General features: G+C 70.2%; 16 protein-coding genes. 12 read left to right on the top strand and 4 right to left on the bottom strand.

Annotated elements, in window-relative coordinates; translation table 11 throughout:
- Positions 1 to 2: 2 nt before the first annotated feature.
- Entirely contained in the window at positions 3 to 1,070 is a 1,068-nt protein-coding gene (locus M0L44_RS17400) for an adenosine deaminase (RefSeq protein WP_252771081.1), read from the bottom strand.
- A 209-nt stretch (positions 1,071 to 1,279) separates the two neighbouring features.
- Between M0L44_RS17400 and M0L44_RS17405 the strand changes: the two genes are divergently transcribed.
- From M0L44_RS17405 to M0L44_RS17455, 11 genes are all read left to right on the top strand, one after another.
- The gene (locus M0L44_RS17405; RefSeq protein ID WP_252771185.1) at positions 1,280 to 2,272 is read left to right on the top strand and encodes a BMP family protein; all 993 of its coding nucleotides are present in this window, start codon (positions 1,280 to 1,282) and stop codon (positions 2,270 to 2,272) included.
- Positions 2,273 to 2,276: 4 nt separating this feature from the next.
- On the top strand, positions 2,277 to 3,854 hold the full coding sequence (locus M0L44_RS17410) for an ABC transporter ATP-binding protein (RefSeq protein WP_252771083.1): 1,578 nt from the start codon (positions 2,277 to 2,279) through the stop codon (positions 3,852 to 3,854).
- A complete protein-coding gene (locus M0L44_RS17415; protein ID WP_252771084.1) occupies positions 3,844 to 4,929 on the top strand; it encodes an ABC transporter permease in 1,086 nt (361 codons plus the stop codon). Before M0L44_RS17410 ends, M0L44_RS17415 begins: the two co-directional genes overlap by 11 nt.
- On the top strand, positions 4,926 to 5,849 hold the full coding sequence (locus tag M0L44_RS17420) for an ABC transporter permease (RefSeq protein WP_252771085.1): 924 nt from the start codon (positions 4,926 to 4,928) through the stop codon (positions 5,847 to 5,849). The genes M0L44_RS17415 and M0L44_RS17420 overlap by 4 nt, the downstream gene beginning before the upstream one ends.
- 28 nt (positions 5,850 to 5,877) lie before the next feature.
- Complete coding sequence (locus M0L44_RS17425; protein WP_252771086.1) at positions 5,878 to 7,158, top strand: amidohydrolase family protein; 1,281 nt, start codon at positions 5,878 to 5,880, stop codon at positions 7,156 to 7,158.
- A gap of 37 nt (positions 7,159 to 7,195) precedes the next feature.
- Positions 7,196 to 7,777 carry a peroxiredoxin gene (locus M0L44_RS17430; RefSeq protein WP_252771087.1) on the top strand — a complete coding sequence of 194 codons (582 nt, stop codon included), beginning with the start codon at positions 7,196 to 7,198 and terminating at the stop codon, positions 7,775 to 7,777.
- Positions 7,778 to 7,952: 175 nt separating this feature from the next.
- Positions 7,953 to 8,729 carry a GntR family transcriptional regulator gene (locus M0L44_RS17435; RefSeq protein WP_252771089.1) on the top strand — a complete coding sequence of 259 codons (777 nt, stop codon included), beginning with the start codon at positions 7,953 to 7,955 and terminating at the stop codon, positions 8,727 to 8,729.
- 11 nt (positions 8,730 to 8,740) lie between these two features.
- Positions 8,741 to 9,529 (top strand): transporter substrate-binding domain-containing protein, encoded by a 789-nt coding sequence (locus tag M0L44_RS17440; protein WP_435526441.1) that lies wholly within the window; start codon positions 8,741 to 8,743, stop codon positions 9,527 to 9,529.
- A 23-nt stretch (positions 9,530 to 9,552) separates the two neighbouring features.
- The gene (locus tag M0L44_RS17445; protein ID WP_252771091.1) at positions 9,553 to 10,221 is read left to right on the top strand and encodes an amino acid ABC transporter permease; all 669 of its coding nucleotides are present in this window, start codon (positions 9,553 to 9,555) and stop codon (positions 10,219 to 10,221) included.
- Positions 10,214 to 10,864: an amino acid ABC transporter permease gene (locus tag M0L44_RS17450; protein WP_252771092.1), complete on the top strand. Its 651-nt coding sequence runs from the start codon at positions 10,214 to 10,216 to the stop codon at positions 10,862 to 10,864. Before M0L44_RS17445 ends, M0L44_RS17450 begins: the two co-directional genes overlap by 8 nt.
- The gene (locus M0L44_RS17455) at positions 10,851 to 11,597 is read left to right on the top strand and encodes an amino acid ABC transporter ATP-binding protein (protein WP_252771093.1); all 747 of its coding nucleotides are present in this window, start codon (positions 10,851 to 10,853) and stop codon (positions 11,595 to 11,597) included. Before M0L44_RS17450 ends, M0L44_RS17455 begins: the two co-directional genes overlap by 14 nt.
- Before the next feature lie 51 nt (positions 11,598 to 11,648).
- Here the strand turns inward: M0L44_RS17455 and adeC are convergent, their stop codons facing one another.
- The 3 genes from adeC to M0L44_RS17470 are packed head-to-tail and all read right to left on the bottom strand — an operon-like array spanning position 11,649 to position 17,508.
- A complete protein-coding gene (gene adeC / locus M0L44_RS17460; RefSeq protein WP_252771095.1) occupies positions 11,649 to 13,130 on the bottom strand; it encodes an AdeC/AdeK/OprM family multidrug efflux complex outer membrane factor in 1,482 nt (493 codons plus the stop codon).
- Position 13,131: 1 nt separating this feature from the next.
- The gene (locus M0L44_RS17465; RefSeq protein ID WP_252771096.1) at positions 13,132 to 16,293 is read right to left on the bottom strand and encodes an efflux RND transporter permease subunit; all 3,162 of its coding nucleotides are present in this window, start codon (positions 16,291 to 16,293) and stop codon (positions 13,132 to 13,134) included.
- Between the two features lie 24 nt (positions 16,294 to 16,317).
- Positions 16,318 to 17,508 (bottom strand): efflux RND transporter periplasmic adaptor subunit, encoded by a 1,191-nt coding sequence (locus M0L44_RS17470; RefSeq protein WP_252771098.1) that lies wholly within the window; start codon positions 17,506 to 17,508, stop codon positions 16,318 to 16,320.
- 202 nt (positions 17,509 to 17,710) lie between these two features.
- Between M0L44_RS17470 and M0L44_RS17475 the strand changes: the two genes are divergently transcribed.
- A complete protein-coding gene (locus M0L44_RS17475; RefSeq protein WP_252771099.1) occupies positions 17,711 to 18,358 on the top strand; it encodes a TetR/AcrR family transcriptional regulator in 648 nt (215 codons plus the stop codon).
- The last annotated feature ends 75 nt before the right edge of the window (positions 18,359 to 18,433 follow it).

The raw sequence follows: 18,433 nt of genomic DNA on the forward strand, positions 1-18,433 counted from the left end.
TCTCAAGCCGCGGCGGCGGCGCGGAAGGCGGTGTCCAGCTGGGCCTGCCACTGCGCCCGCTGCGCGGCGCTGACGAAGCTGGCCTCGAAGCTGTTGCGCGCCAGCATGTAGGCCTGCTTGGCCCCCAGCGCCGGCATGGCCTCGAAGCAGGCCAGGTAGTTGGCGTTCAGGTAGCCGCCGAAGTAGGCCGGGTCATCGGAGTTGAGCATGGCCACCAGACCGTGCGAGAGCAGCTGCGGCAGTTGGTGATCGGCCAGGTCCTTGACCCCGCAGAGTTTCAGGTTGGACAGCGGGCAGACCGTCAGCGGCATGCGCTCGGCGGCCAGCCGGTCCATCAGGGCCGGGTCTTCCACGCTGCGCACGCCGTGGTCGATGCGCTCGACCTTCAGCACGTCCAGGGCGCTCGTCACATAGGCGGGCGGGCCCTCCTCGCCGGCATGGGCCACGCGGTGCAGGCCCAGCTCGCCGGCCCGGGCGAACACGCGGGCGAACTTCTCCGGCGGGTGGCCCCGCTCGGAGCTGTCCAGGCCCACGCCGATGAAGTATTCGCGCCAGGGCAGCGCCGCCTCCAGCGTGGCCAGCGCGTCCTCCTCGCTCAGGTGGCGCAGGAAGCACAGGATCAGCTTGGCGCTGAGGCCCAGCTCCTGGTGCGCCCGCTGGCAGGCGTGGTGCAGGCCCAGGATGACCGTCTGCATCGGCACGCCGCGGGCGGTGTGGGTCTGCGGGTCGAAGAAGATCTCGGTGTGGACCACGTTCTCGGCCGCGGCCTTCTCCAGGTAGGCCCAGGCCATGTCGAAGAAGTCCTGCTCCTTGAGCAGCACGCTGGCCCCGGCGTAGTAGATGTCCAGGAAACTCTGCAGGTCGGTGAAGGCATAGGCCGCACGCAGAGCCTCCACGCTGGGGTAGCTCAGCGCCACGCCGTTGCGCTGGGCCAGCTTGAAGATCAGCTCGGGCTCCAGCGAGCCCTCGATGTGGATGTGCAGCTCGGCCTTGGGCATGGTGCGCAGCAGCGCGGGCAGGCGGTCTCGTCCGATGCGGTCAAAGGCGATGGCAGGCAGTGCGGCGGTCATCGGCAAACTCCGGAAGAAGGCACCGGCCCGCGGGCCGGCAGACAGGTCGGGCGATGCAGGACCCGTACCACATGGCCGGCATTCTGGCCCCAAGCCGGTCGAGCGCATCGGGTGGCACATGACTTGCACCAAAGTGGTCCGCATGGCACCGTGCACACTGCCTCGGTGCATCGCTGTTCGTTCAACCCGTTCACTGGAGATTGATGAAGATGACCTCCCGCCGTTCGCTGCTGGCCTGGGCCGGCTCCCTGGCGCTCGCCACCCCGGGTCTGGCCCTGGCGGCCGACACCAAGATCAAGGTCGCCGCGGTCTACACCGTGCCCTTCGAGCAGCAATGGGTCAGCCGCATCCACAAGGCGCTGAAGGCGGCCGAGGCGCGTGGCGAGATCGAATACAAGGCCACCGAGAACGTGGCCAACGCCGACTACGAGCGCGTGATGCGCGAGTACGCCACCGGCGGCGCCCAGCTGATCCTGGGCGAGGCCTTCGCGGTGGAGGCCGCCGCCCGCAAGGTGGCCAAGGACTTCCCCAAGACCGCCTTCCTGCTGGGCAGCTCCGGCAAGCCGCAGGCGCCCAACTTCGCGGTCTTCGACAACTTCATCCAGGAGCCGGCCTACTTGAGCGGCATGATCGCCGGCGCCATGACCAAGACGAACAAGATCGGCATGGTCGGCGGCTTCCCCATCCCCGAGGTGAACCGCCTGATGAACGCCTTCATGGCCGGCGCCAGGGAAACCAACCCCAAGGTCAGCTTCACCGTCAGCTTCATCAACAGCTGGTTCGACCCGCCCAAGGCCAAGGAGGCCACCTTCGCGATGATCGACAAGGGCGCCGATGTGCTCTACGCCGAGCGCTTCGGTGTGAGCGACGCCGCCAAGGAAAAGGGCAAGCTGGCCATCGGCAATGTGATCAACACCCAGGACAAGTACCCCGACACCGTGGTGGCCTCGGCCCTTTGGAACATGGAGCCCTCGGTGGACCGCGCCATCCAGCTGGTCAAGGCCGGCAAGTTCGCCGCCGAGGACTACGGCATCTACTCGACCATGAAGTACAAGGGCTCCGAGCTGGCGCCGTTGGGCACCTTCGAGAAGAAGGTGCCGGCCGACGTGGTCGCCAAGGTCAAGGCCAAGGAAAAGGCCATCCTGGCCGGCAGCTTCACCGTCAAGGTGGACGACAAGCAACCCAAGTCCAGCGCCCAGTGAGTTTGTGACTTCAGACGACACGACGACCGGCGCGGCCACCGCGCCGGTGCTGCGCCTGTCGGGCATCACCAAGCGCTTCGGCGCGCTGACCGCCAACGACGGCATCTCGCTGGACCTGCAGGCCGGCGAGGTGCTGGCCCTGCTGGGCGAGAACGGCGCGGGCAAGAGCACGCTGATGTCCATCCTGTTCGGCCACTACACGGCCGACGCGGGCCACATCCTGGTGCACGGCCGGCCGCTGCCGCCCGGCCAGCCCCGGGCTGCGCTGGCCGCCGGCATCGGCATGGTGCACCAGCACTCCACGCTGGCCGACAACCTCACGGTGCTGGACAACGTGATGCTGGGCACCGAGCCGCTGTGGCAGCCCTTCACCCGCCGCCGCGCGGCGCGCGAGCGCCTGCTGGCGGTGGCGCAGCGCTTTGGCCTGACGGTGCAGCCCGAAGCGCGGGTGGGCACGCTCAGCGTGGGCGAGCGCCAGCGGGTGGAGATCCTCAAGGCGCTCTACCGCGACGCACGCATCCTGATCCTGGACGAACCCACCGCGGTGCTCACCCCGCAGGAGAGCGAGGCCCTGTTCGACACCCTGGGCCAGATGGTCGCCCAGGGCCTGGCCATCATCTTCATCAGCCACAAGCTGGGCGAGGTGCTGCGCGTCTCGCACCGGGTGGCGGTGCTGCGCGCCGGCCGGCTGGTGGCCCAGGCCCGCGCGGCCGACACCGATGCCGCCACCCTGGCCCAGTGGATGGTGGGCCAGACCGTGGCCCGCACCGAGCGCCACCCGGCCGAGCACCCGGACGGCCCGGTGGTCTGCGCGCTGCGGGGCGTGGGCACCGAGGGCCACCCGCGCGAACAGCTGCACCACATCGACCTGGACCTGCGGGCCGGCGAGATCGTGGCGGTGGCCGGCGTCTCCGGCAACGGCCAGGTGGCGCTGGCCGAATTGCTGTGCGGCACCCGCCGCGCCAGCCGCGGCACGTTGACGCTGCAGGGCCAGCCGCTGCGCGCCGCGCCGGCCTGGCTGGTGCAGCAGGGCGTGGCCCGCATTCCCGAAGACCGCCACGGCACCGGCGTGGTGGGCGACCTGCCGGTGTGGGAGAACGCGGTGGCCGAGCGCTTTGCCGAGCCCCGCTTCTCGCGCTGGGGCTGGGTGCGCCGGCCAGCGGCCCGGGCCCACGCCGCGCAACTGGTGCGCGAGTTCGACGTGCGCGGCGGTGGCCCTGAGGTGCCCGCCCGCGCGCTGTCGGGCGGCAACATGCAGAAGCTGATCCTGGGCCGCGCGCTGCGCTCGCCCGATGGCTGCCCGCCCCGCCTCATCGTGGCCCACCAGCCCACCTGGGGCCTGGACGTGGGCGCGGTGGCCGCCATCCAGGCCCAGCTGCTGGCCGCCCGCGATGCCGGGGCCGCGGTGCTGCTGCTGTCGGACGACCTGGACGAGGTGATGACCCTGGGCGACCGCATCGCGGTGATGCACGGCGGCCACCTCAGCCCCGCCCGGCCCACCCAGGCCTGGACCCGCGAGACCATCGGCCTGGCCATGGCCGGCCACGCCGAGACCCCGCAAGGAGACCCTGTTGCGACTTGAACCCCGTGCCACCCCCTCCCCGCGCGCGCTGCTGCTGGCGCCGCTGGCGGCCGTGGCCTTCACCCTGCTGATCGCCTCGGTCCTGGTGGCCTGGGCCGGTGCGCCGGTGGCCACCACCTGGGGCCTGCTGCTGCAAGGCGGCTTCGGCTCCGTCTTCGCCTGGAGCGAGACCCTCACCCGCGCCGTGCCGCTGATGTTGACCGGCCTGGCCGCGGCCGTGGCCTTCCAGGCCCGGCTGTTCAACATCGGCGCCGAAGGCCAGCTCTACCTGGGCGCGCTGGCCGCGGTGGCGGTGGGCGGCCTGCACGATGGCGGCGGCCTCGCGCTGCCCCCCTGGCTGCTGTTCCCGCTGATGATGGCCGCCGCCGCGCTGGCCGGCGGCCTGCTGCTGCTGGGCCCGGCCCTGATGAAGGCCCGACTGGGCGTGGACGAGGTGGTCACCACCCTGCTGCTGAACTTCATCGTCGCGCTGTTCATCGGCGCCATGCTGGATGGCCCGATGAAGGACCCGCTGGCCATGGGCTGGCCGCAGAGCGTGGCCCTGCAGCCCGAGCTGGAGCTGGCCAAGCTGGTGCCGCAGACCCGCGTGCACACCGGCCTGCTGTGGGCGCTGGTGCTGGCCGGCGCGCTGTGGGCGCTGATGCGCCGCACGGTGCTGGGCTTCCAGATCCGCGCGGTGGGCGCCAATGCCCGCGCCGCCGCCTTTGCCGGCGTGCCGGTGCAGCGCACCGTGGTGCTGGTGGCCCTGCTCTCGGGCGCGCTGGCCGGGCTGGCCGGGGCCATCGAGGTGGCCGGCCGCACCAGCTACCTGACGCTGGACCTGTCGCCGGGCTACGGCTACAGCGGCATCGTCATCGCCATGCTGGCCGGCCTGCACCCGCTGGGCGTGGTGCTGGCCAGCGTCTTCGTGGCCGGCGTGCTGGTGGGCGCCGACAGCATGAGCCGCGCCGTCGGCGTGCCCACCTACCTGGCCGACGTGATCGTGGCCACCGCGCTGCTGTCGGTGCTGGTGGCTGCGCTGGCGGCCCGCTACCGCCTGGTGCGTTCGCCGGCCGCGGGACAGGGGGCGGCATGAGCGAGTTGCTGTCGCTGCTGACGCAGCCCGAGTTCTGGGTGGCGGTGCTGCGCATCGCCACGCCGCTGATCCTGGGCACGCTGGGTGTGCTGCTGTGCGAGCGCGCCGGCGTGCTGAACCTGGGCGTGGAGGGCATCTGGGTGGCCGGCGCTTTCGCCGGCTGGCTGGCCGTCTACCAGGGGGCCCCGCTGTGGGGCGGGGTGCTGGCCGCCGCCGCCGTGGGCGCGCTGGCCGGCCTGCTGCTGGCCGCACTGACCGTGGGCCTGGCCCTGTCCCAGCATGTGGCCGGCCTGGGCCTCACGATGCTCGCCACCGCCCTGAGCTACTTCGGCTACCGGGTGGCCTTTCCCAAGGTCAGCACGCCACCCACCATCACGCCCTTCGGGCCGATGGACTGGCTGCCACTGCCGGTGCTCAACCAGGAAACACCGCTGACCCTGCTGGCTCTGGGACTGGTGCCGCTGATCGGCTGGGTGCTCTACCGCACGCCGCTGGGCCTGGCGGTGCGCATGGTGGGCGAGAACCCGCAGGCCGCCGAAGGCCAGGGCATCCCGGTGCGGGCGGTGCGCACCGGGGCGGTGGTGGCCGGCTCGGCGCTGATGGGCGTGGCCGGTGCCTTCCTGACGCTGGCGGCCTTCAATGCCTTCTTCTTCAACATGGTCAACGGCCGCGGCTGGATCTGCGTGGCCCTGGTGGTCTTCGCCTCCTGGCGGCCGGGCAAGGCGCTGCTGGGCGCCCTGCTGTTCGCCTTCTTCGACGCGCTGCAGCTGCGTCTGCAGCAGAGCGGCGACAGCCCCCTGCCCTACCAGGTCTACCTGATGCTGCCCTATGCCCTGTCCATCCTGGCCCTGGTGCTGGTGGCCCGCCATGCGCGCTACCCTCAGGCCCTGATGAAACCCTACCGCAAGGGCGAGCGCTGAGCGCCCTGCCCCACCTGCCGAGACCCCCATGCTGGACCTGCTGATCCACAACGCCCGCCTGCCCGATGGCCGCACCCGCATGGGAGTGGCCGTGCAGGACGGCCACATCACCGCCATCGAGGAAGAGCTCAGCCCCGCCACCGCGCCCGCCGCCCAAGTGGTGGATGCGGGCGACCTGCTGCTGAGTCCGCCCTTCGTCGACGCCCACTTCCACATGGACGCGACGTTGAGCTACGGCCTGCCGCGGGTCAACCAGAGCGGCACGCTGCTGGAGGGCATCGCGTTGTGGGGCGAGCTCAAGCCCCTGCTGACGGCCGAGGCCCTGATCGAGCGCGCCCTGGCCTATTGCGACTGGGCGGTGGCCCAGGGCCTGCTGGCCATCCGCAGCCACGTCGACGTGTGCGACCCGCGTCTGCTGGCGGTGGACGCGCTGCTGGAGGTCAAGCGGCGCGTGGCGCCGTACCTCGACCTGCAGCTGGTGGCCTTTCCGCAGGACGGTGTGCTGCGCAGCCCGGGCGCGCTGGAGCTGCTGAAGGAATCGCTGCGCCGCGGCGTGGACGTGGTGGGCGGCATTCCCCACTTCGAGCGCACCATGGCCGAGGGCGCGGCCAGCGTGAAGCTGCTGTGCGAGCTGGCGGCCGAGCAGGGCAAGCGTGTCGACATGCACTGCGACGAAAGCGACGACCCGCTGTCGCGCCATGTCGAGACCCTGGCCTTCGAGACCCAGCGCCTGGGCCTGCACGGCCGCGTCACCGGCTCGCACCTGACCTCCATGCACAGCATGGACAACTACTACGTCAGCAAGCTGCTGGCCCTGATGGCCGAGGCCCGGCTGAACGTGGTGGCCAACCCGCTGATCAACATCACGCTGCAGGGCCGGCACGACAGCTACCCCAAGCGGCGCGGCATGACCCGCGTGCCCGAGCAGCTGGCTGCCGGCCTGACCGTGGCCTTTGGCCACGACTGCGTGATGGACCCCTGGTACAGCCTGGGGCAGGCGGACATGCTGGAGGTGGCGTCCATGGGCCTGCATGTGGCCCAGATGACCGGCCAGGCGGCGATGCGCCAGTGCTTCGAGGCGGTGACCACCGCGCCGGCCCGGATCCTGGGCCTGGACCACTTCGGCCTGGCCGTGGGCCGCGAAGCCAGCTTCGTGCTGCTGCAGGCCCGTGACCCGGTGGAAGCCCTGCGCCTGCGGGCCCAGCGCCTGGGCGTGTGGCGCCGCGGGGTGCAGCTGGCCGCCAGCGCGCCGCGCACGACCACCCTGATGCTGCCAGGGCGACCGCCGCAGACCGACTTCCTGCGCTGAGGGCCCCGGCTAGCATCCGCGGCTGGAGGTTCGTTCCATGCCGCAGCCCCCGACGTTCGCCCGCCCCCTGTCCCGCCGCACCCTGCTCGCCAGCCTGCTGGGAGCGGGTGGCGCCAGCCTGCTGCCCGCCAGCGCCCAGGCCGCCCTGACCGTGGGGGCCCTGGCGCCCGACTTCACGGTCGATGCCGCCCTGGGCGGCCAGCCCTTCAAGTTCACGCTCAGCCAGGCCCTGAAGCAGGGCCCGGTGGTGCTGTACTTCTACCCCAAGGCCTTCACCAGCGGCTGCACGGTGGAAGCCCACCTGTTCGCCGAGGCCACGCCGCAGTTCAAGGCCCTGGGCGCCACCGTCATCGGCCTGTCCAACGACACCCTGGAGACGGTGAAGAAGTTCAGCACCGAGGCCTGCCGCAGCGCCTTCGCGGTGGGCGCCGACGACGGCGCCAAGGTGATCAAAGCCTACGACGCCGGGCTGATGCTGATCCCCGGCATGGCCGACCGGGTGTCCTTCGTCATCGCCCCGGACCGCAAGATCCTGCATGTCTACAGCAGCCTGAACCCCGAGGGCCACATCACCGAGACGATGAAGGCCGTGCAGGCCTGGCGCGCCGCTCCGCGCTGAACACCCCCCAGCCGATCGTTCGCCCCACGCTGGCGCGCCCGCCGCGCCCGGGCGTGCGGCTTGGTGCGCCCGGCAGGTTTTGTGCACAGTCTTGATGCACCAATCTTGCATACAAGGCCTGTAGACAGCGGGCACGGTTTTCGCAGGTGGTCTGGCCAAACGCTTTGCCTGCACCATGACCTCCAGCGACATCGCCGACCGCATCGTGGCCGCCATCCTGGCCCAGAAGCTGGCCCCCGGGGCCCGCCTGGGTGAACAGCCCCTGTCCCTGCTGTTCGACTGCAGCCGCACCCTGGTGCGCGAGGCCCTGATGCAGCTGGCCGCCCGCGGCATCGTCACCGTGAGTGCCCGCCGCGGCTGGTTCGTGGTGCAACCCTCCGAAGCCGAGGCCCGCGAGGCCTTCGAGGCTCGCCGGGTGATCGAGACCGGGCTGATCCGCAGCGCCAGCGCGATGAAGCCGGCCCAGCTCCGGCGCCTGCAGCAGCATCTGAAGGATGAGCAGGCCTCGCTCCAGGGCCTGGACGTGGGCCGGCGCAGCTACCTGCTGGGTGACTTCCATGTCTGCCTGGCCGAGTGCCTGGGCAACCAGCTGCTGGCCGACACGCTGCGCGACTTCACCGCCCGCACCACGCTGATCGCCATGCTCTACCAGTCCACCCACGACGCCGAGCATTCCTGCGGCGAGCATGTGCAGATCGTCGAGGCCCTGGCCCGGGGCGACACCGCCGCGGCCGAGGCCCTGATGGCCGAGCACATCGGTCATGTGCAGGAAGCCCTGCGCCTGCACGACACCGCCGCCGACGACCCGCTGGCCGAGCTGCGCCAGGCCCTGGCCCCGGTCGATGGCCGCGCCAGCACCGCCCCCGCCCGCAAGCCGCGCCGCCCGCGGCTGGCCCAGGACACCCCCGACACCGATTCCACCCCTGCCCCCTACCTAGGAGATCTGCTGTGATGAACACCCCGATGCGCAAGCGCGGCCTGCTGGCCGCCACCCTGGGCCTGGCCCTGAGCCTGGCCACCGGCGCCGCGCTGGCCCAGACGGCCCTGGCCGACATCCAGAAGAACAAGCTGGTGCGCATCGCCGTGCCCACCGACTTCCCGCCCTACGGCTTCGTCGGCGTGGACATGGCGCCCCAGGGTCTGGACGTGGACATGGCCCGGCTGATCGCCGACAAGCTGGGCGCCAAGCTGGAGCTGGTGCCGGTGAGCAGCCCCAACCGCATCCCCTACCTGCAGAGCAAGAAGGTGGACATGGTCATCTCCACCCTGGGCAAGAACCCCGAGCGCGAGAAGGTCATCAACTTCAGCGCCGCCTACTCGCCCTTCTTCCAGGGCATCTACGCGCCCAAGTCGCTCAAGGTGAGCAGCGTGGCCGACCTGGCCGGCAAGTCGGTGGCCGTCACCCGCGGCGCCATCGAGGACCAGGAGCTGACCCGCGTGGCGCCGGCCGGCACCGACATCAAGCGCTTCGAGGACAACAACGCCACCGTCTCGGCCTATGTCTCGCACCAGACCCAGGTGATCGCCACGGGCGTCTCGGTGGCCGAGGTGATGATGCAGCGCAACCCGGCCCTGGGCACCGAGTACAAGGTGCTGCTCAAGGAGAGCCCCAACCACATCGGCCTGGCCAAGGGCGAGGACGCGCTGCTGGCCAAGGTCAACGAGATCATCGCCCAGGCCAAGGCCGCCGGCGAGCTGGACAAGCTCTCGCAGAAGTGGCTCAAGCGCCCGGCCGGCAACCTGCCGCAGTGAGCTGAAGCCACCGGGTGACCGCCATGTCCATCCAACTTGATTTCGGCGCGGTGCTGGCCCAATGGCCGCTGCTGCTCCAGGGCATCGCCTGGACGGCCGGCCTGACGGCCGTCTCGACCGTGGCCGGCCTGGGGCTGGGCATCGCGGCCGCCTGGGCCCGCAACGAAGGCCCGCTGCCGCTGCGCTGGACGGTGGGGCTGTATGTGGAGCTGATCCGCAACACGCCCTTCATCATCCAGCTCTTCTTCGTCTTCTTCGGCCTGCCCGCCCTGGGCCTGCAGCTCAGCCCGGCCTGGGCCAGCGTGCTGGCCATGGTGGTCAACCTCAGCGCCTATGCCACCGAGATCATCCGCGCCGGCATCCGCGCCACGCCACGCGGCCAGATCGAGGCCGCGCAAAGCCTGGCGATGACACCGCCGCAGATCTTCCTGCACGTGGTGCTGCCGCCCGCGCTGCGCCGCGTGTGGCCGGCCCTGGTCAGCCAGGTCATCATCGTGATGCTGGGCTCCTCGGTCTGCGGCCAGATCTCCACCGAGGAGCTGAGCTACGCCGCCAACCTGATCCAGAGCCGCAACTTCCGCGCCTTCGAGGCCTTCATCCTCGCGGCGGCCATCTACCTGGCGCTGTCGGTGGGCCTGCGCCACCTGCTCAACCGCCTGGGCGCGCGCTGGCTGGGAGGTGCCCATGGTTGAGTTCACCCTCTGGGACATCGTGCGCAACCTGCTGCTGGCCGCGCGCTGGACGGTGGGGCTCTCGCTGGTGGCCTTCGTCGGTGGCGGCCTGCTGGGCGCGGCCCTGCTGCTGCTGCGCAGCGGCCACGGCGCCTGGACCCGCCGTGCCATCGCCGCCTATGTGCAGGTCTTCCAGGGCACGCCGCTGCTGATGCAGCTCTTCCTGGCCTATTTCGGCATGGCCATGATCGGCGTCGAGACCTCCGCCTGGGTGGCCGCGGCCGTGGCCCTGTCGCTCTACACCGCGGCCTACCTGACCGAGATCTGGCACGGCTGCGTGCTGGCCATCCCGCGCGGCCAGTGGGAGGCCGGCCAGAGCCTGGCCCTGAACCACCTGGAGCTGATGCGCCACGTCATCCTGCCGCAGGCCGCCCGCATCGGCGTGGGCCCCACGGTGGGCTTTCTGGTGCAGGTCATCAAGGGCACGGCCCTGGCCTCGGTGATCGGCTTCGTCGAGCTGACCAAGGCCGGCACCCTGATCACCAACGCCACCTTCCAGCCCTTCCTCGTCTACAGCGTCGTGGCCCTGATGTACTTCGCGCTGTGCTTCCCCGTCAGCCAACTGGCCCGTCACCTGGAGAAGAAGCTTCATGCCAGCCACTGAAACCGCCGCCGTGCGCCTGCAGGGCCTGCGCAAATCCTATGGCCCGCACGAGGTGCTCAAGGGCATCGACCTGGATGTGCAGCCGGGCGAGGTCATCACCATCATCGGCAAGAGCGGCTCGGGCAAGAGCACGCTGCTGCGCTGTGTCAACGGCCTGGAGACCTTCGACCACGGCGGCCTGCTGGTGGAGGGCCAGCCGCTGCAGCATGGCAACGCCCCCGCGCTGCGCGCCCTGCGCCAGCGCGTGGGCATGATCTTCCAGTCCTTCAACCTGTTTCCCCACCTCAGCGCCGGCCGCAATGTGATGCTGGCCCCCGGCCTGGTGAAGAAGCCGCCCGCCGCCGAGCTGGAAGCCCGCGCCCGCCAGCTGCTGCAGCGCGTCGGCCTGGCCGACAAGTTCGACCACCTGCCCAGCCAGCTCTCGGGCGGCCAGCAGCAGCGGGTGGCCATCGCCCGCGCGCTGGCCATGGACCCGCACATCCTGCTGTGCGACGAGATCACCTCGGCGCTGGACCCGGAGCTGGTGGGCGAGGTGCTGCAGGTGGTGGAGGGCCTGGCCCGCGACGGCATGACCCTGATGATGGTCACCCACGAAATGGGCTTCGCCCGCAAGGTCAGCGACCGGGTGATCTTCATGCACCAGGGCCGCGTGCACGAGATGGGGCCGCCCGAGCAGCTCTTCGGCCAGCCCGCCACGCCCGAGCTGCAGCAGTTCCTGTCGGCGCTGCACTGAACCCGGGTTCGACCGGGGTGGCGCGAACCACCCCGGCATGCGAGCCCCCGCTCAGGAGGTCTCGCCCACCGCCGCCGGCTTGGCGGTGACGGCGGACGCGGGGGCCGTCTGGTCCGTCCAGCCGCCACCCAGGACCTTGTAGAGCGTGACCAGGTTGCCCGCCCGGGTCAGCTCGACATTGATCAAGCCCTGCTGGGCGCTGTAGAGGCTGCGCTGGGCATCGAGCACGTCAAGGTAGCTGTCCACGCCCATCCGGTAGCGGGCCTGCGAGAGCTCGAAGCTCCGCTGCGTGGCGTCGACCAGCCGGGCCTGGGCGGCCTGGCGCTCGCGCACCGTGGCCCGCACGGACAGGGCGTCGGAGACCTCCTGGAAGGCGGACTGGATGGCCTTCTCGTACTGGGCCACCGCGATGTCGCGGTCGGCCTTGGCGCTGTCCAGCGAGGCCTGGTTGGCCCCGGCGTCGAACAGGGGCAGCGACAGCTGCGGCGCGAAGGTCCAGCTGCCCTGCCCGCGCTTGAAGAGCTGGCTCAGTTCGCTGCTGCTGTAGCCGGCCGACGCGGTCAGGCTGATGCGCGGGAAGAAGGCCGCCCGGGCCGCGCCGATGCTGGCGTTGGCGCCCTGCAGGGTGTGCTCCGCCGCGCGGATGTCCGGCCGGCGGGTCAGCAGGTCCGAGGGCAGGCCCACGGGCAGCTCGCCACCGCCGCCGAAGGCCTGCGCCAGCACGTCGGCAGAGGCCGGCGGCAGCAGGCGGTCCGGCACCTCGGTGCCCACGACCAGGGCCAGGGCGTGGCGGTCCTGGGCGACCTGGGCGGTGTAGCTGGCCGCGTCCACCCGGGCCGACTCCAGGCTGCTCTGCATCTGGCGCAGGGTCAGCTCGGACGAAGCGCCCAGCGCGTAGCTGCGCTGGGTCAGGTCCAGGGTGGTCTGGCGGGTCTCCAGGGTCTGGCGGGCCAGGGCCAGCAGGGCCTGGTCGGCCGCCAGGCTCAGGTAGCTGCTGGCCACCTGGGTCACCAGGCTGATGCGGGTGCTCTGTGCCGCCTCGGCCGTGCTGAGGTAGGCCTGCAAGGCCTGCGCGTTGAGGCTGCGCACGCGGCCGAAGAGGTCCAGCTCATAGGCCGAGAACCCGATGCCGGCGCTGTAGGCATGGGTGACCCGGGCCTGTCCGGTGCCGGTCTGGTCGGCCGGCGTGCGGGTGCCCGTGCCGCCGGCCGTGGCGTTGATGCCGGGGAACAGGTCCGCCTCCTGGATGCGGTAGGCCGCGCGGGACTTCTCGATGTTCAGCACCGCCACCCGCAGGTCGCGGTTGTGGTCCAGCGCCAGTGCGATGAGCTCGCGCAGGCGGCTGTCGGCGATGAAGTCGCGCCAACCCAGGTCGGCAGCGGCCACGCCCGAGGCCGCCGCAGGTGGCGCCTCGGGATAGTGGTCCGCCACCGGCAGAGGGGGCCGCGCGTAGTCCGGCATCAGGGTGCAACCACTCAGCAGGGCCAGCGCGGCCGCGGCGATCAGGGAAAGGGACGTCAGGGAGCGGGGCATCTCAATGCACCTCCGTCACGGTGGCGGGCGTCTGCACGGCCGGCGGGTGACCCGCAGGAGACGCCCGGTTGAACAGCCGCATCACGACGACGAAGAACAGCGGCACGAAGAAGATGGCCAGGAAGGTGCCGGTGAGCATGCCGCCGATCACGGCATTGCCCAGCGCGTTCTGCGCTCCCGAGCCGGCGCCACTGTTGTGGGCCAGCGGCACGATGCCGAGCACGAAGGCCAGCGAAGTCATCACGATCGGGCGCAACCGCAGGCGGGCGGCCTCCACCGCGGCCTGCAGGTGGCTGCGGCCCTGGGCCACCAGGTCCTTGGCGAACTCGATGATCAGGATGGCGTTCTTGCTGGCAAGGCCCACGGTGGTCAGCAGCCCCACCTGGAAGTACACGTCGTTGAGCTTCCAGGTCAGCATGGCCGCCACCAGTGTGCCCAGCACACCCAGCGGCACCACCAGGATCACGGCCACCGGGATGGACCAGCTCTCGTACAGCGCCGCCAGACACAGGAAGACGATCAGCACCGACAGCACATAGAGCGCCATGGCCTGCGAGCCGGTCTGCTTTTCCTGCAGGGAGACACCCGTCCACTCATAGCCGATGCCCTTGGGCAGGCGCGCGGCCAGCTCCTCCATCTTGGCCATGGCCTCGCCGCTGGACATCATGCCGGGAATGGCCATGCCCAGGATCTCCACCGAGGGCTCGCCGTTGTAGCGCTCCAGCCGGGGTGAGCCGGTGGTCCAGCGCCCGGTGGCAAAGGCGTCGAAGCGCACCATCTGGCCCGCGCTGTTGCGCGCATACCAGCGGCCCAGGTCCTCGGGCACCATGCGGTAGGCCGCGTCGCCCTGCAGGTAGATCTTCTTGACCCGGCCCTTGTCGATGAAGTCGTCCACGTAGGCACTGCCCCAGGCGGCCGACAGCACGCTGTTGATGTCCGACACCGACAGGCCCAGGGCCGTGGCCTTGGCCTTGTCGATGCTCAGCTCGAACTGCGGCGTGTCGTCCATGCCGTTGGGGCGCACGCCGGCCAGCCCCTTCTCCTGCGAGGCCATGCCCAGCAGTTGGTTGCGAGCCTGCATCAGCGCCGCATGACCCAGGTTGGCCCGGTCCTGCAACATCAGGTCAAAGCCGGTGGCATTGCCCAGCTCGGACACTGCCGGCGGAGTGATGGCGAACACCGAGGCGTCCCGGATCAGGGTGAAGGACTGCATGGCGCGGGCCGCAACCGCGTCGGCCTTGAGATCGGCACCATGGCGCTCGTCCCAGGGCTTGAGCTTCACGAAGGCCAGGCCCATGTTCTGCCCGCGACCCGCGAAACTGAAGCCGCCGACCGTGAAGATGGACTCGACGGCGGCCTTCTCGTCCACGAGATAGTGCCGCTCCACTTCCTTGAGCACTTCGCGCGTGCGTTCGGCCGTGGCCGTCGGCGGCAGTTGCACCAGCGTGAAGAGGGTGCCCTGGTCCTCATCGGGCAGAAAGCCCTTGGGCAGCTTGATGTAGGCCCCGACCACCAGCAGCGCCAGCACCGCGTAGATCACCAGGTAGCGCCGGCTGCGGTGCAGCATGTGCTGAACCGCGCCGCCATAGGCCTCGCTGCTGCGACGGAAGTTGCGATTGAACCAGCCGAAGAAGCCGGTGGCGACCTCACCATGCCCTCTCTCGACCGGCTTGAGCAGGGTGGCGCACAGGGCCGGCGTCAGCACCATGGCGGTCAGCACCGACAGCGTCATCGCCGAGACGATGGTGATCGAGAACTGGCGGTAGATCACGCCGGTGGAGCCACCGAAGAAGGCCATCGGCACGAACACAGCCGCCAGCACCAGGGCCACACCCACCAGCGCGCCGGTGATCTGCCCCATGGACTTCTTGGTCGCCCCCTTGGGCGAGAGCCCCTCCTCGCTCATCACCCGCTCGACGTTCTCCACCACCACGATGGCATCGTCCACCAGCAGACCGATGGCCAGGACCATCGCGAACATGGTCAGGGTGTTGATGGTGAACCCGGCGGCCATCAGCACGCCGAAGGTGCCCAACAGCACCACCGGCACCGCGATCGTCGGGATCAGCGTGGCGCGGAAGTTCTGCAGGAACAGGTACATCACCAGGAACACCAGCGCCACGGCCTCGACCAGGGTCTTGACCACTTCTTCGATCGCGATGCGCACGAACGGTGTGGTGTCGTACGGCTTGACCACCTTCATGCCGGTCGGGAAGTAAGGCTGCAGCTCGTCCATCTTGGCCTCGACGGCCTTGATGGTGTCCAGCGCGTTGGCGCCGGTGGCCAGCTTGATGGCCAGGCCCACGGCCGGCTTGCCGTTGAAGTAGGCCGAGATCGCGTAGTTCTCGCTGCCCAGCTCCACCCGGGCCACGTCCGACAGGAAGACCTGCGAGCCGTCCGACTGCGTGCGCAGCAGGAGTTGCTTGAACTGGTCCACCGTCTGCAGACGGGTCTGGGCGGTGATGGTGGCGTTGAGCTGCTGTCCCTTCACCGAAGGCGCTCCACCCAACTCGCCCGCCGACACCTGGGCGTTCTGGGCCTGGATGGCGCTGCTCACGTCCGCCGGGGTGAGCTTGTACTGGTTGAGCTTGCTCGGATCCAGCCAGATCCGCATCGCGTACTGGGCACCGAAGAGCTGGGTCTCGCCCACGCCGGGCACCCGGCTCATCGGATCCTGGACCGACGAGGCGACATAGTCGGACAGGTCCGCGTCGCTCATCTTGCCGTCCTCGGAGATGACGGCCAGCACCGCCAGGAAGTTGGTCGAGGACTTGGTGACCTTGACCCCCTGCGACTGCACGGCCTGTGGCAGCAACGGCGTGGCCAGCGAGAGCTTGTTCTGCACCTGCACCTGGGCGGTGTCGGGGTTGGTGCCGTTCTCGAAGGTCAGCGTGATCGACACATTGCCGGTCGAATCGCTGGTGGAGCCCATGTAGAGCAGGTGGTCCAGCCCCTGCATCTTCTGCTCGATCACCTGGGTGACGGTGTCCTCCAGGGTCTTGGCGGAAGCGCCCGGGTAGGTGGCCGAGATGGCGATGGCGGGGGGCGCGATGCTGGGGTACTGCGCGACAGGCAGTGCCGTGATCGACAGGACGCCGGCCAGCATCGTGATGATGGCCAGGACCCAGGCGAACACGGGCCGGTCAATGAAGAAGCGTGCCATGGTGTGTGAATCTCCCGGGCCGGATCAGGACTGGACGGCCGTGGACGCCACCGACTTCGGGGGCGTGGGGCCGGCCCCGGCGGGCAGTACCTCAACGGTCTGGCCGGGCCGGATCTTCTGCAGGCCATCGAGCACCAGGCGGTCGCCGGCCCTCAGACCCGCAGTCACCAGCCAGCGCTCACCCAAGGTCTGGCCGAGCTGCAGCGTGCGCAGCTCGATCTTGTTGTCGGCCGTGACGACGTAGGCCGTCGGCTCGCCCTTGTTGTCACGCACGATGGCGCGCTGCGGCACGGCAATGGCCGCTTCCGCCACACCCTGCTGCACCACCGCCCGGGCGTACATGCCCGGCAGCAGCTCGCCCTTGGGGTTGGGGAACTCGGCCCGGATGGTGACGGCGCCGCTGCCCTCGTCCACCGAGACTTCGGCGAACTTGAGCTTGCCCGCCAGAGGGTAGCGGCTGCCATCCTCGAGCAGCAGCTCCACCTTCGCGGCGTCGGCCCCGGCCTGCTTGAGCTGACCGGCCTCCAGGGCCCGCTTGAGCTGCAGCAGCGCGGCGCTGGATTGGGTCACGTCCACATAGATCGGATCGAGTTGCTGGACGGTGGCCAGGGCGGTGGCCTGGCTGGCGGTGACCAGTGCACCGGGGCTCACCGAGGAGCGGCCCACCCGGCCAGCGATTGGCGCGGTCACGCGGGTGTAGGACAGGTTGATGCGGGCGGTGGCCAGGGCAGCCCGGGCGCTGTTGACGTCCGCCCGGGCCTGCAGCAGGGCGGCCGCCGCATCGTCGGCATCCTGCTGGCTCACGGCCTTGATCTTCACCAGCTCGCGGTAGCGATCCGCCTTGAGCTGGGTGGTGGCCAGGGTGGCCTCGGCCCGCTCCAGCGCGGCCTGGGCGGAATCGACCGAGGCCTGGTAGGTGGCGGGATCGATCTGGTAGAGCAGCTCGCCGGCCTTGACCAGGCTGCCCTCGGTGAACGCGCGACGCTGGACGATGCCACTGACCTGCGGCCGGACCTCGGACACCATCTCTGCGGTCACCCGGCCCGGCAGCTCGCGGGTGATCGACAGCGTCTGGGCCTGCACCGTGATGACACCCACCTGGGGCACGGCCAGCGTGGGCGGTGGCCCGCCGGCGGGCGGCTTGCCACAGGCCGTCAGCAGCACGGCGACGCTGGCTGCGGCCAGCCAGCTCTTGGAGAAGGAACGGTGGGGCATGGGGAACTCTCCCGACTTATGAATTACTAAACTGTACAGTACGGTACTGTATTAGAAAGCAGAACATCCCTGGGAGAGCCCGGGGTCTTTCCGCTTTCCGAAAGGCCGAGCCGCAGCCCGGCACCCGGTCACGCAGACCGGGCGGGCACAATCGGTCCCCAGAAATCAGCGCCCCTCACCGGAGCGGGACAAGCCCACAGCCATGCGCACCAAGAGTGAAGAGCGTCGCCAGCACATCCTCGCCATCGCGGCGGAGGTGTTCCTGCAGGTCGGCTACGAGAAGGCCTCGATGGCCGAGATCGCCCAACGGGTGGGCGGCTCCAAGGCCACGCTGTACAGCTACTTCCCCTCGAAGGAAGAGCTCTTCGTGGCGGTGATGGACCTGTCGGCCGAGCGGCTGATGGGCACGGTGTTCGACCTGCTCCTGCGCCCCGGCCCACCCGAGGAGGTGCTGCGGGAGATGGGGCGGCAGTACATCAAGGCCCTGCTCGCGCCCGAGCTGGTGGCGATCGGCCGCATGGCCATCGCCGAAGGCGATCGCAGCGTGGTGGGACAACTGATCTTCGAGAAGGGGGTCATGCGGGGCTGGTCGCTGGTGCGCGACTTCATCCAGAAGATCCTGGACGAGCGCCAGCGCAGCGATGTCGACCCGATGATCGCCGCCTGGCATCTCAAGGCCCTGCTCGAAGCTGAACTGCGGGAGCCGCGCATGCTGGGCGCCACTCGGAAGCTCCCGCCGGATGCCGCGGTCCGGGAGGTGGCAGCCCGGGCGGTGACAGTGTGGCTGCGCGGTTATGGGCTGGAGGACGCCCCGCGCCCACGCCGCCCGGCGCGGCGGGCCGGAACCTGAGCGCAGGGGCAAAAAAAAAGACCGCCGGAACACGGCGGTCTTCGGAATGGCGGCCGGTGGCACCGGCCTCAGCGC

The organism is Ideonella oryzae, from assembly GCF_024055665.1.
Classification (GTDB): Bacteria; Pseudomonadota; Gammaproteobacteria; order Burkholderiales; family Burkholderiaceae_C; genus Ideonella; species Ideonella oryzae.